The sequence below is a fragment of the Pectobacterium sp. PL64 genome, assembly GCF_022477975.1.
GTDB lineage: Bacteria > Pseudomonadota > Gammaproteobacteria > Enterobacterales > Enterobacteriaceae > Pectobacterium > Pectobacterium jejuense.
Genome location: NZ_CP092070.1, coordinates 4,461,004 through 4,473,910, shown reverse-complemented (window position 1 = coordinate 4,473,910; position 12,907 = coordinate 4,461,004). Strand labels below are relative to the sequence as shown.

The following is a 12,907-nucleotide window of genomic DNA, read 5'->3' as shown; positions in this document are numbered from 1 at the left end:
GCCACTGGGCATTACCAGGACTGGGTTGCCTTAAAAGTATCGAGGATGCCTTTAAACTTGCCCTCGATCTCATCGTTATAAGCGCCAGTCTGGTCGATTTGTTGCAGAAGTTCGCCATGCTCACGGTCAGCATAAGCCAACAGTGCCGCTTCAAAGCTACCGACTTTCGACAGCTCAACATCTTCCAGATAACCACGTTCTGCCGCAAACAGAACCAGAGACTGCTGTGCGACAGACATCGGCGCATACTGTTTCTGTTTCAGCAGCTCGGTCACTTTCTGACCGTGGCTCAACTGCTTACGGGTTGCATCATCAAGATCGGAAGCGAACTGAGAGAATGCTGCCAGTTCACGGTACTGTGCCAGAGCGGTACGAATACCACCGGACAGTTTCTTCATGATCTTGGTCTGTGCTGCACCACCCACACGGGATACGGAGATCCCTGGGTTAACCGCAGGACGAATACCGGCGTTAAACAGGTTGGATTCCAGGAAGATCTGACCATCGGTAATAGAAATTACGTTGGTCGGAACGAACGCAGAAACGTCACCCGCTTGCGTTTCGATGATCGGCAGTGCGGTCAACGAACCGGTTTTCCCTTTCACTTCACCCTTGGTGAATGCTTCAACGTAATCGGCGTTAACGCGCGATGCACGCTCCAGCAAACGGGAGTGGAGATAGAAAACGTCACCAGGATAAGCTTCACGACCTGGCGGACGACGGAGCAGCAGAGAAATCTGACGATAAGCAACGGCCTGTTTAGACAGGTCATCATAAATAATCAGCGCATCTTCACCGCGGTCACGGAAGTATTCGCCCATCGCACAGCCGGCATACGGTGCCAGATATTGCAGAGCAGCAGACTCAGACGCGGTAGCAACAACAACAATGGTGTTTTCCAGTGCGCCGTGCTCTTCCAGTTTACGTACCACGTTAGAAATCGTGGAAGCTTTCTGGCCGATAGCGACGTACACACATTTGATGCCGGAATCACGCTGGTTGATGATGGCGTCGATGGCCAGAGCAGTTTTACCCGTCTGACGGTCACCGATAATCAGCTCACGCTGACCACGACCGATTGGAATCATGGCGTCAACGGACTTATAGCCCGTTTGTACCGGCTCATCAACGGACTGACGTTCGATAACGCCAGGCGCAATCGCTTCAACCGCAGAGAAACCGTCGTGATCCAGTGCGCCTTTACCGTCAATCGGTGCGCCCAGCGTGTTGACCACACGACCCAGCAGGCCGCGGCCAACTGGAACTTCAAGAATACGGCCGGTGCATTTTACTTTCATGCCTTCAGCCAGATCCGCATACGGACCCATGACTACCGCACCAACGGAGTCGCGCTCCAGGTTCAGTGCGATCGCATAACGGTTACCCGGCAGAGAGATCATCTCTCCCTGCATCACGTCTGCCAGACCGTGGACGCGGATGATTCCGTCACTGACGGAAACAATAGTACCTTCATTGTGAGCTTCGCTCACCACATTGAACTGAGCAATGCGCTGCTTGATCAGTTCGCTGATTTCGGTGGAATTCAGTTGCATGCTCCAGTCCCCTTAAGACTGCAAGACGTCTGCCAGACGTTCCAGACGACCGCGAATGCTGCCATCTATCACCATATCGCCCGCGCGGATAACCACGCCGGCCATGACAGACTTATCAATTTTGCAATTCAGCTTCACTTTGCGTGACAGACGTTTTTCCATAGCGGCAGCGATCTTTGATTGCTGCTGCTCACTCAACGTGCTGGCAGAAATCACATCGACGTCAACCGTCGATTCCAGAGTTGCCCGCAGTTGAATAAATTGTTCCAGTACTTCAGGAAGCACTGGTAAACGTCCGTTTTCGGCCATAACCTTAATCAGGTTCTGACCGGCTTCATCAAGTTGATCACCACAAACGGCAATAAATGTTTTCGCCAGCTCAATCGGTGCAACCGCACCAGAAAGCAACTCGGCAATTTGCTCATTGCGCGCCACTTCGGCCGAAAACGCCAGCATGTTCTGCCAGCGATCCAAGGCCTGATTCTCAACCGCAAAGTCAAAAGCTGCTTTGGCGTAGGGGCGAGCTACCGTGACAAATTCAGACATCAGCCCCTCCCTCCTTACAGTTCAGCGACCAGTTTATCAACGATGTCGCTGTTAGCAGCTTCATCCACGGAACGTTCAATAATTTTCTCGGCACCGGCAATCGCCAATACGGCAACTTGCTTACGCAGCTCTTCACGAGCACGTTTACGTTCGGCTTCGATTTCAGCCTGCGCCTGCGCCACAATCTTGTTACGTTCAGCTTCCGCTTCAGCTTTCGCCTCATCCAGGATCTGAGCACGGCGTTTGTTCGCCTGCTCGATGATAACCTGAGCATCCGCTTTGGCTTTCTTCAGTTGATCTGTCGCATTGGCCTGAGCCAAGTTCAAATCTTTTTTGGCACGTTCAGCAGAAGCCAGACCGTCAGCAATTTCTTTCTGACGTTTCTCGATGGCTGCCATCATCGGCGGCCATACATACTTCATGCAGAACCAGACAAACAGGACGAACGCAATGGCCTGGCCGAGGATTGTTGCATTAATATTCACAGCACAATGCCTCTTTCAAAGTTAAATAAGTTGATGTTTTAACCTCAGCAGAAAACATTCTGCTTAGGCCACCGCAAACATCACATACAGCCCCAGACCAACAGCGATCATCGGGATGGCGTCAACCAGACCCATGACGATAAAGAACTGTGTACGCAGTAAAGGAATCAGGTCAGGCTGACGAGCAGCACCTTCCAAGAATTTACCACCCAGAATGCCGATACCGATCGCAGCACCGATTGCCGCCAAACCCATCATTAACGCGGCAGCCATGTACAGCAGATCCACACTCAGGTTTTCCATGACAGTCTCCAGTTTGTTTCAGTTAAAAACGTTATTTGTTGAAAGAAAATCAATGCTCTTCAGATGCCATCGAGAGATAAACAACCGTCAGAACCATGAAAATAAAAGCCTGAAGCGTAATAATCAAAATGTGGAAAATAGCCCAAGGCACATTTAACAGCCATTGTGACCACCACGGCAACAGACCGGCAATCAGGATGAAGATCAACTCACCCGCATACATATTGCCAAACAGTCGCAAGCCTAAAGAAATAGGTTTGGACAGCAGGCTGACACCTTCAAGAATCAGGTTGATAGGAATAAATACTGGATGGTTGAACGGCTGCATGGTCAGTTCTTTAACAAAACCACCGAGACCCTTCATTTTGATGCTGTAGAACAGAACCAGAACAAACACCCCAAGCGCCATCGACAGCGTGATGTTCACGTCGGCTGTCGGCACAGCACGCAGATAAGCATGCGCCGGATCGTATCCCAACAGGCTATAGATGCCCGCCCAGGCTTGCGGCAACAGATCGATAGGCAGCAGGTCCATCAGGTTCATCAGGAAAACCCAGACGAAAATGGTCAGCGCCAGAGGAGCAATCAGTTTGCTTTTGCCATGGAACATATCGCGCACGGTGCCATCAACGAAACCGATAATCAGTTCGACAGCCGTTTGCAGCTTACCTGGCACACCGCTGGTCGCACGTTTCGCTACGCGGTGAAAGATAACCAGAAAGAGGACCCCAAGAGCGATGGAGAAAAACATCGAATCGACGTTGATCGACCAAAAACCCGTCCCGACCTGCAAATGCTGCAAGTGGTGACCGATATACTCTTGCGGAGTAGAGATTTCTCCAGCAGCCATGATGTCTCTTACCCTTTTGTTGTTAATTACGGCAACGATTAATTACGGCCGGTGGCCACGATCTGCATAACCAGCACCGATAAATAAGTCAGGCCAAGCGGAAAGAATGCCGCTTTAAACACGCCTAACGCCACCACTAACAGTGCAATGGTGATAAATACCTTAAGCGCCTCGCCAATCGCGAATGACCAGGCCACACGCCCATCAGCAGGCTTGTGTGACTGATGACGCAAGGCAAACAGCACAAACAACACATTCGGTAACCAGGCTGCCAATCCTCCACCTAATGCAGAAGCAGCAGCGTTGACGCTATTGAGGCTGAAAGCAGCACTCAACAAAGCAAAAGTCACTAACTGTAACAACAGCAGCCTTAAGGCTACTTTTCCGCTGTAAAGGGATACAGGCATGACGTTTGCTCTCTCCGTACCTTTTCAGAGGTATACCGAATGACGTATAAAACTGCCTTTACACCACTGAGTCAAGCAGCAAAAAACGAGCAAATTATACGGGTCACACCTGCGAATTCAATCGATAAGTAGCGAAAAGGTGAACAATTATTTAAATTTCTTTCTGAAGCCTCGTTTTTACTAACAATCCTCACGACTCATGCCTGGTGTCATTAATTTCTAAAGGCCTCTAATCTGTGATATGACTCACATAAAAGGGCTTACGAATATTTACAACAGGATGTATCTTTTTTTGTCCTTAGCAATAAAACGTATTTATTTTAATTAATTTCAATAAGTTAATAAAAAACTTATCCAAAAATCGCAATAAACAACGTTTCAACCACCTATTGACATTATTGATATCGTTTTTTTACTCAATTAACACAAAAATAACTAAATTTTGATGCCGATGATTTATTTTCGCTCGTTATTATTCAGTGCGAAAGCAAAAGGACAACGCTGAAAAAACGAAGATGTAAAATTTCAGTGATCGCGATGCGTTCTGGAACAATGCCACCGATAGACGAACTGGCATCCTGGCATGCAATATTTAGTTATAATTTTTTTGATAAAAAACAAAATTAGTTTGGTTTAAGCACAACCAAATGGCGCTCACCTTCCAGATCGGGAACGGATAAGCGAACAACCTGATCTAATAGGACATCTTGTGGCAAGGATGACAATTCATCCTCTGGAAGTACGCCTTTTAGAGCATAAAACCGCCCTGTCGGTCTGGCCGGAAGATGGCTGCACCAGCTAATCATGTCCTGCAAAGAGGCAAATGCCCGACTGATCACCCCATCAAAAGGTGGCTCTGCTGGAAACGCCTCAACGCGACTCTGCACTGGCGTGATGTTTTCAAGCTGTAGTTCATGCTGAACCTGACGCAGGAAGCGCACACGCTTACCCAGGCTATCCAGCAAAGTGAAATGCGAATCAGGGCGAACAATTGCCAATGGAATTCCCGGCAATCCAGGGCCGGTACCCACATCGATAAAACGCTGTCCGTGTAAATGTGGCTCAACCACGATGCTATCCATAATATGACGGACAAGCATTTGCTGCGGATCGCGTACCGACGTCAGGTTGTAAGCTTTGTTCCACTTATTCAGCATATCAACATACTGTATCAGAAGATTTTTTTGCTTATCTGAAATCACAATACCGGCCGCGTTTAGCAGATTATCGAGTGTGTTGCGCACAATAAGATCCCGATGAAAAATATGAGGTTAGTAATAAAAATAGCCGGAGGACCGGCTATTTAGGGGATAAGTTTACCTTAAATCAGGCGCTACGACGCAGCAGACCCTGTTTTTTAAGCCAGATCAGCAGAATGGAGATCGCCGCAGGCGTAATGCCAGAAATCCGTGAAGCCTGGCCGATCGACGAAGGTTTATGATCGTTCAGCTTGGCAATCACCTCATTGGACAATCCACTCACCTGTTTGTAATCCAGATCTGCAGGCAGCAGTGCATTTTCATTACGCTGCTGTTTCTCGATTTCATCCTGCTGGCGAGCAATATATCCTTCGTATTTGACCTGAATTTCAACCTGTTCGGCAGCCTGCTCGTCGGTTAATCCCGGGGCAAACAGCGGTAGCGTAGTAAGCTGAACGTAATCCACTTCCGGACGACGCAGCAGCTCTTCACCGTTCGCTTCACGGGACAGCGGTGTCTTTAGCAGTGAGTTGATCTGGTCTAGCTGCTCAGATTGTGGATGAACATGAATGTCGCGCAGGCGCTGACGCTCTTTTTCAATACTCTCGAGCTTCTCGTTGAAACGTGCCCAGCGATGATCGTCGACCATTCCCAGCTCACGACCCATTTCAGTCAAACGCAGATCGGCGTTATCTTCGCGCAGCATCAGACGATATTCAGCGCGTGAGGTAAACATACGGTAGGGTTCTTTCGTCCCCAGCGTACAGAGATCGTCAACCAACACGCCGAGATAAGCTTGATCGCGACGTGGTGACCAGCCTTCTTTATCGGCAGCCAGTCGAGCCGCATTCAGCCCAGCCAGCATGCCCTGTGCGGCCGCTTCTTCATAACCTGTTGTTCCGTTGATCTGTCCGGCGAAGAACAGACCATGAACAAATTTGTTTTCCAGCGTAGGTTTCAGATCGCGAGGATCGAAGAAATCGTACTCAATCGCATAGCCAGGACGAACAATGCGCGCATTCTCCATCCCAGCCATTGAGCGAACAATCTGCCACTGGACGTCAAACGGCAAACTGGTTGAGATCCCGTTAGGATAAATTTCGTTGCTGGTCAGCCCTTCCGGTTCAAGAAAGATCTGATGCGTATTTCGATCGGCAAAGCGCATGACTTTATCTTCGATCGACGGGCAATAGCGTGGGCCGATCCCTTCGATGATCCCGGCATACATCGGGCTGCGATCCAGATTATTACGGATCACATCGTGGGTCTTCTCATTGGTATGCGTGATGTAGCACGGCATTTGCGCCGGATGCTGGCTCGCATTACCCAGGAATGAGAAAACCGGCATCGGGTTGTCACCGTGCTGTTGAGCCAGCACGCTAAAATCGATCGTTCTGGCATCAATACGTGGCGGAGTACCGGTTTTCAGGCGGTTGACGCGCAGAGGCAGTTCACGCAGGCGACGTGCTAACGGAATGGAAGGCGGGTCGCCTGCACGGCCACCGCTGTAGTTATCCAGCCCGATATGAATTTTGCCATCAAGGAAAGTGCCTACCGTCAACACCACGGCTTTTGCACGGAATTTTAGTCCCATCTGGGTAACAGCCCCGACGACGCGATCGTTTTCCACGATCAGATCGTCAACAGCCTGCTGGAAGATCGTCAGGTTTGGCTGATTCTCCAGTGCGGTGCGAACCGCCTGACGATAGAGCACGCGATCCGCTTGTGCGCGCGTCGCTCTGACTGCCGGGCCTTTGCTGCTGTTTAGTATCCTAAACTGTATACCTGCCTGATCGACGGCACGCGCCATCAAGCCTCCCATGGCATCGATCTCTTTAACCAGATGACCTTTTCCAATACCGCCAATCGCCGGGTTACAAGACATTTGTCCCAGCGTATCAATATTGTGTGTGAGCAAAAGCGTCTGTTGGCCCATTCGGGCAGAGGCCATAGCGGCTTCTGTTCCGGCATGACCGCCACCGATCACGATGACGTCAAATGGATCTGGATAAAACATGGTACTGCTCCTCGCATTATCGCGAATGATGAGTGGCGAACGATCGTTATTTGCCCTGGGATGGGGATTCTACTCAACTTTGAGCCAACGACCAAGTCCGTTGGATCCTCGTTAATTAAAGAAAGATCTTTTTATTTAAAGATCTCTTTATTAGATCTCTTATTAGGATCGTCATGTTGTGTGGATAAGTGATTATTCATATTAAAGATCAAGAGAATGGCGTTGATCCTTACCTGTGAATGATCGGTGATCCTGGACAGTATAAGCTGGGATCTTAATGCGGGTTTATGCACAGGACAAAAAACATACTTGGGTTGTTATTGGGATAACTACGGCTTTTACACCTGAATTAAGCATAGTTATCCACATTCAACTGCCGAATATTTCATCTTATTTGAGTAAATTAACCCACGATCCTAGCCATTCTTCTGCTGGATCTTCTGGAATCTGATGCTGAGTGATGTCGATCTCGAGGATTTCACCGATCCGTTTGGCCCCTAATTGAGCGAGCACACGATCCGCTGTTTGGATCGCGCCACAGAACGTGTCGTACTCTTTACTACCGATCCCCACCGCACCGAAACTAACCTGAGAAAGATCGGGCTTTTGCTGTTCCAGCTGTTCAAACAGCGCTTTCAGGTTGTCAGGGAATTCCCCTGCGCCGTGCGTAGACGTCACCACCAGCCATATACCGCTTTCAGGCAGTGCATCAAGCGTAGGGCCATGCAGAATTTCAGTGGAAAAATCATCCTTCTCCAGCAGTTCAGCCAAATGCTCTGCAACATATTCGGCACTGCCAAGGGTACTGCCACTGATTAAGGTAATGTCTGCCATAGCGATCCCATCCGATAAAAGACGGGACATTGTACGCTGTGATCTGGCTGGGATCTACCTGTGGATAATATGGGTATAGGAAAAAAGCATTACGGCGCGATCGTCCGCATGATGGGGTTTTGCAGGGAGATTAGCGTTTCAGTGGACTGAATTTCATCAATTGTTTGGATCTTGTTGATAAGCACATGTTGCAGCGCCTCGATCGAGCGGCACATGACCTTAATAAAGATGCTGTAATGCCCGGTGGTGTAGTAGGCCTCGACCACTTCTTCCAGATTGTTCAGCTTCTCCAGCGCAGAGGGGTAATCTTTGGCACTTTTCAGAATGATGCCGATAAAACAGCATACGTCATAGCCCAGCTGTTTGGGATTCACATCCAGACGCGTGCCGACAATGATGCCCGCCTGCTTCATTTTTTCTACCCGAACGTGGATCGTCCCTGGACTGACAGAAAACTGTTTTGCCAGTTCGGCATAAGGCGTGCGCGCATTTTCCATTAAGGCGGAAAGAATGCCGCGATCGAGATTATCGATCTGATAAATTTCTGCCACTTTGAGCCCCCTATTTTAGCGAATAATGATTTTATACCGCTCTAAAATGACGGATTAAAAGCACAAGTGCAATTTATCCATAAGATTATTGAATGACTGGCAGTTTTTATTGCTTAATGAATAACTAAATACGATGAATAAGAGACGCGGCAATGAAAAAGCAGTACATCGAAAAACAACAGCAAATCAGCTTCGTTAAGTCTTTCTTCTCCAGCCAGCTGGAGCAGCTTTTGGGATTGATTGAAGTCCAGGCACCAATTCTCAGCCGTATCGGCGACGGTACGCAGGATAACTTGTCCGGTACCGAAAAAGCGGTGCAGGTTAAGGTTAAAGCCCTGCCAGATGCCACATTTGAAGTGGTGCACTCCCTGGCGAAATGGAAACGTAAAACGCTGGGTGCGTATGATTTTAGCTTCGGCGAAGGCATCTATACCCACATGAAGGCACTGCGCCCGGACGAAGATCGTCTGAGCCCGATCCACTCGGTCTATGTCGATCAGTGGGACTGGGAGCGCGTGATGGGGGATGGCGAGCGTCATGTGGAATATCTGAAATCGACAGTGACGCGTATTTATCAGGGCATTAAAGCGACGGAAGCCGCAGTACATCAGGCGTTTGGCATTCAGCCTTTCCTGCCAGAGCAGATTCATTTTGTGCATACTGAAACGTTGCTGCAGCGCTATCCCGATCTGGATGCCAAAGGGCGTGAACGTGCTATCGCTAAAGAACTGGGTGCCGTCTTCCTGATTGGGATTGGCGGTAAGCTGTCCAGCGGACACTCTCATGATGTGCGTGCGCCGGATTATGATGACTGGACGACGCCGGGCGAGCAGGAACTGGCGGGTCTGAACGGCGATATCGTCGTGTGGAACCCGGTTCTGAACGATGCATTTGAGATTTCATCCATGGGCATCCGTGTCGATGCGGAAGCCTTAACACGCCAGTTGGCGCTGACGCAGGATGAAGAACGTCTGAAACTGGAATGGCATCAGGCGCTGCTGCGCGGTGAAATGCCGCAAACGATCGGTGGGGGAATTGGTCAGTCTCGCCTGGTCATGCTGTTGCTGCAATTACCGCACATTGGTCAGGTTCAGTGCGGTGTGTGGCCACAGTCGCTGCGTGAGTCAGTTTCCGGCCTGCTTTAATAAGCCTTGCCGTGCTGCCAACGGCGCATTAAGCGGCTTTTTAACCCGGTATCAAAGCGCCAGATATGGTCAAAGATATGCATGATGCCGGGTTTGCCATGATCGGACATCGCTACAGCATGGAAACGATGCTGTAGCTGCTTCTGACGGCTTTTCACCTTATTTACCACCTCATCCGGCAACCGCTGGGCGATAAAATCCGAAATCACCACCGCATCGGCATCATGCCAGAGTGCGTCATCCATCTTATCTAACAATGCTGACAGACAGGCGCTCATATCTGTGCCGCCGCGGAAGGACTGGCTGAGAAAACGTATCGACTGCTCTAAGCCGTCCGCAGACGTGAGTTCATATTTCACCACGCCGGTAGAAAATAGCATGATGTAGCAACGGCGGTTGTCGGCGAGCGCGATGCGCATCAGCGCCAGACAGAAGGCTTTGGCGCAGCGTTCATTAAAGCCGCCCATCGAACCTGACGTATCGACGCAGACGATAAAGGGGCCACGCGGCTGCTGTTCGTTTTGCTGATGGACCACGGGGCGCTCGGTGATTTTCTCGCGCCAGCTCTCCCCCTGTAAGCGATAGGTCAGCAGCCGATGTTCAAGCAGGCGACGATAGAATTCATATTCCAGTTCGCTAATACCCAGCGTGACCAACTCCGTCGGCATCAAACGCAAAATGTCATCGCTCTGATGCACGCCGCTCACCTGCTCAGGCACGGTGGCGGGTTCCCGTACTCTGACCCGGAAGGCTTCTTTCGGTGCTTCCTGCGTGAGGATGGATTTGGTTTCGCGGCTGCGACCCAGGCGTTCCGCCAGTTTTTGTAATGCAGGCTGGCGTTGCAGGAAAGCGCCGAAATCCAGTAACGGACGGGGATCGGTGTGAATACGCTGCGCGGCGCTGAGATCCCAGAGCCGACCGGCCGCATTTTCGTTTTCAGCCAGAATAGGTTCGAGTTTGCCGCTGAGGGTCAGGCGTTGTTGCAGTTCATCCAGCAGAATTTCCCGCTCCTGATCCATCAACTGCTGATGCAGTGAAACGGTTTGCAGAGTGAGACTTAGCCGCCAGCGCTGAAGAAAGAGCGCGTGAAGCCCGCTTGTGATCTTCTGCCCTAAGGTTCGCTCTGGAGAGGCCATGAGCTGTGAGGCCTGCGTCAGAAAGGGGGATTCCACGTTGTTCAGCGTATCCATAATCGCAGGCAGGCGTGTCTGAAAAGTCTGATTGTCGATCGATTGTGAACGCTGGTAGCAGCTAAATTCTTTTTCCAGCTCCGGCGGTACCTGTGTGGCACGCAGGCGCTGTTTTAAGGTTTCTTTCCAGTGAGGCAGGTCGTTAAGTAACGCGGACTTCAGGCTGGGATACTTTTCAAAGAAGAAAGCGAGCTGAGGCGTCGCCAGCAGTGTGACGACAAGATCGTCTAACAGCTCGTTTTCATCGATAGACAGCAGCATTTCCAGTGATTCCAGCGTGATCATCGGGCGTTAGTCCTGTTGCTCTGATTGCTGGATCTGCTCGGCGACCTGTTGCAGGCTGGCTTCTATTTTGGCCAACCACTCACTGGGGACGAACAGGCAAGGCTGATGCTGGCTGAATAAGCGGCGCTGTTCGTGCAACTGCATGTTCAGCTTTTCATACTCATCGATAATGTCGGCAGGAAGCGCACAGTCGCGCTTTTCCGGCAGAGAGAGAATAGAGGATTGTAGGCTGATATCACGAACCGTCAGATGTTGGCGTTCGTCCACCAGCAGATCGAGACGTTGCGTGAAGCCGATGCCGTTGAGCTTGCCCCGGATTTCTCCCCCTTTTTGCAGCCAGCCTTGCAAAGCATGCTTCTCAATGATCAGGTGGTTGACTTCAATATCGTGCAGGATCAGCGGGCGTTGCAGCACCAGATCCAGCGTTTCAGCGGCGATCGTGTCAGGCAAGGTGTAGTGGAATTTGCGGCCGAGGAAGTGCCCCTGTTTTTCCACCGAAAATGCCTGTAATTCGCTTTGTTCACGCTGGTATTGCTGACGTCGGGTGTTCACCTGTTGCAAGCGGAACAGTAGGCTTTTCTGCTGGTAGGCGTGCTCGGTAATCAGTAATTCAAGCTGGTGCTCGATGAGCGTTAACGTGCTTTGGTCATGCCAGAGACAGTCTTTCAGCAGAATGATATCAATTGGTGTAATGGCATCCCGTCCACAGAAAAACGCGCTGGCCTGAAGCAGGCGCAGGGCTTTTTTCCAGCGTCGATCGGAAATGTAAGGCGCATTTTCCAGCGCATCGAGCTGTTGACGCAGCGTGTAAATCAGTTCGAAACCGACTTCTGGCAACGTGACGTGCTCAATATCCTTCTGCCACTGTTGATATTCTTCATCGCTGACGCTGAGAGCGGGCGGAACGGGGTTGTCGCGTTCGCTGCTGTTATTCACGAGCAGCGCACGGAAATTCTGTTTTTCCTGCACGCGATCGAGCCACAGACGGATGAGCATTCGGTCGTAGAGCGCTTCCAGACCGCCATCCGCTTCCGGCAATTCATTCGACGCGGCGACCAACAGGCGCATTGGGATGGTGTCTTCGCTGTTTCCATTACGGAAACGCCGCTCGTTAATGGCCGTCAGCAGGGTATTCAAAATGGCGGGGCCCGCTTTCCAGATCTCATCCAGAAACACGATTTCAGCTTCCGGCAGATAGCCGGCTGTCAGACGCTGATAGCGCCCTTCGTCTTTTAACGCCTGAATGGAAAGGGGACCGAATACCTCTTCCGGGGTGGAAAAGCGAGTCATCAGGTACTCGAACGCGTTCGCATGACGAAAAGCGAATTTAAGACGCCGGGCGATCATACTTTTGGCTATACCTGGCGGCCCCAGCAGAAAAACACTTTCCCCGCTTAGCGCTGCCAGCAGACAGAGACGAATAGTGTGCTGTCTTTCGTAGAGCCCGTGTTCTAGCGCATGACTGAGACGAGAAATTCTTTCAGCCAATGCCTCAGTTTGACGCATAATTAATCCGTTAGTCCCATGATGTGATGCACCGAA

Annotated in this window: 12 protein-coding genes and 1 pseudogene; 1 reads left to right on the top strand and 12 read right to left on the bottom strand. The window is 50.5% G+C overall.

Annotation, left to right across the window (positions count from 1 at the left end):
* Positions 1–11: 11 nt before the first annotated feature.
* The 10 genes and pseudogenes from atpA to asnC all read right to left on the bottom strand — a co-directional run bounded on the left by atpA (position 12) and on the right by asnC (position 8,745).
* Entirely contained in the window at positions 12–1,553 is a 1,542-nt protein-coding gene (atpA, locus tag HP572_RS20115; RefSeq protein WP_005976551.1) for a F0F1 ATP synthase subunit alpha, read from the bottom strand.
* Between the two features lie 12 nt (positions 1,554–1,565).
* Positions 1,566–2,099: a F0F1 ATP synthase subunit delta gene (atpH, locus tag HP572_RS20110; RefSeq protein WP_039498322.1), complete on the bottom strand. Its 534-nt coding sequence runs from the start codon at positions 2,097–2,099 to the stop codon at positions 1,566–1,568.
* A 14-nt stretch (positions 2,100–2,113) separates the two neighbouring features.
* Entirely contained in the window at positions 2,114–2,584 is a 471-nt protein-coding gene (gene atpF / locus HP572_RS20105; RefSeq protein ID WP_010681466.1) for a F0F1 ATP synthase subunit B, read from the bottom strand.
* Between the two features lie 63 nt (positions 2,585–2,647).
* Positions 2,648–2,887 carry a F0F1 ATP synthase subunit C gene (atpE, locus tag HP572_RS20100; RefSeq protein ID WP_005976545.1) on the bottom strand — a complete coding sequence of 80 codons (240 nt, stop codon included), beginning with the start codon at positions 2,885–2,887 and terminating at the stop codon, positions 2,648–2,650.
* 49 nt (positions 2,888–2,936) lie between these two features.
* A complete protein-coding gene (gene atpB, locus HP572_RS20095; RefSeq protein WP_039487786.1) occupies positions 2,937–3,737 on the bottom strand; it encodes a F0F1 ATP synthase subunit A in 801 nt (266 codons plus the stop codon).
* A gap of 22 nt (positions 3,738–3,759) precedes the next feature.
* Positions 3,760–4,144 (bottom strand): annotated as a pseudogene (atpI, locus tag HP572_RS20090) (F0F1 ATP synthase subunit I).
* 623 nt (positions 4,145–4,767) lie between these two features.
* Complete coding sequence (rsmG, locus tag HP572_RS20085; protein ID WP_010681468.1) at positions 4,768–5,388, bottom strand: 16S rRNA (guanine(527)-N(7))-methyltransferase RsmG; 621 nt, start codon at positions 5,386–5,388, stop codon at positions 4,768–4,770.
* A gap of 82 nt (positions 5,389–5,470) precedes the next feature.
* Positions 5,471–7,360, bottom strand: coding sequence for a tRNA uridine-5-carboxymethylaminomethyl(34) synthesis enzyme MnmG (gene mnmG / locus HP572_RS20080; RefSeq protein WP_240584140.1), 1,890 nt, complete (start codon positions 7,358–7,360; stop codon positions 5,471–5,473).
* Between the two features lie 390 nt (positions 7,361–7,750).
* The gene (mioC, locus tag HP572_RS20075; RefSeq protein WP_010300101.1) at positions 7,751–8,194 is read right to left on the bottom strand and encodes an FMN-binding protein MioC; all 444 of its coding nucleotides are present in this window, start codon (positions 8,192–8,194) and stop codon (positions 7,751–7,753) included.
* Between the two features lie 89 nt (positions 8,195–8,283).
* Entirely contained in the window at positions 8,284–8,745 is a 462-nt protein-coding gene (gene asnC / locus HP572_RS20070) for a transcriptional regulator AsnC (RefSeq protein WP_010300103.1), read from the bottom strand.
* Between the two features lie 152 nt (positions 8,746–8,897).
* On the opposite strand from asnC, the gene asnA reads away from it, so the two are divergent.
* Positions 8,898–9,890: an aspartate--ammonia ligase gene (asnA, locus tag HP572_RS20065; RefSeq protein WP_240584139.1), complete on the top strand. Its 993-nt coding sequence runs from the start codon at positions 8,898–8,900 to the stop codon at positions 9,888–9,890.
* Here the strand turns inward: asnA and viaA are convergent.
* Positions 9,887–11,365 (bottom strand): ATPase RavA stimulator ViaA, encoded by a 1,479-nt coding sequence (gene viaA / locus HP572_RS20060; RefSeq protein WP_240584138.1) that lies wholly within the window; start codon positions 11,363–11,365, stop codon positions 9,887–9,889. The genes asnA and viaA overlap by 4 nt on opposite strands.
* A 6-nt stretch (positions 11,366–11,371) precedes the next feature.
* The gene (gene ravA / locus HP572_RS20055; protein WP_240584137.1) at positions 11,372–12,871 is read right to left on the bottom strand and encodes an ATPase RavA; all 1,500 of its coding nucleotides are present in this window, start codon (positions 12,869–12,871) and stop codon (positions 11,372–11,374) included.
* Between the last annotated feature and the right edge of the window lie 36 nt (positions 12,872–12,907).

What these genes read in the sequence shown, in the direction of transcription:
- atpA (WP_005976551.1), bottom strand. Translation starts at nt 1,553, where the DNA reads ATGCAACTGAATTCCACCGAAATCAGCGAACTGATCAAGCAGCGCATT.
- atpH (WP_039498322.1), bottom strand. Translation starts at nt 2,099, where the DNA reads ATGTCTGAATTTGTCACGGTAGCTCGCCCCTACGCCAAAGCAGCTTTT.
- atpE (WP_005976545.1), bottom strand. Translation starts at nt 2,887, where the DNA reads ATGGAAAACCTGAGTGTGGATCTGCTGTACATGGCTGCCGCGTTAATG.
- atpB (WP_039487786.1), bottom strand. Translation starts at nt 3,737, where the DNA reads ATGGCTGCTGGAGAAATCTCTACTCCGCAAGAGTATATCGGTCACCAC.
- mnmG (WP_240584140.1), bottom strand. Translation starts at nt 7,360, where the DNA reads ATGTTTTATCCAGATCCATTTGACGTCATCGTGATCGGTGGCGGTCAT.
- mioC (WP_010300101.1), bottom strand. Translation starts at nt 8,194, where the DNA reads ATGGCAGACATTACCTTAATCAGTGGCAGTACCCTTGGCAGTGCCGAA.
- asnA (WP_240584139.1), top strand. Translation starts at nt 8,898, where the DNA reads ATGAAAAAGCAGTACATCGAAAAACAACAGCAAATCAGCTTCGTTAAG.
- viaA (WP_240584138.1), bottom strand. Translation starts at nt 11,365, where the DNA reads ATGATCACGCTGGAATCACTGGAAATGCTGCTGTCTATCGATGAAAAC.
- ravA (WP_240584137.1), bottom strand. Translation starts at nt 12,871, where the DNA reads ATGCGTCAAACTGAGGCATTGGCTGAAAGAATTTCTCGTCTCAGTCAT.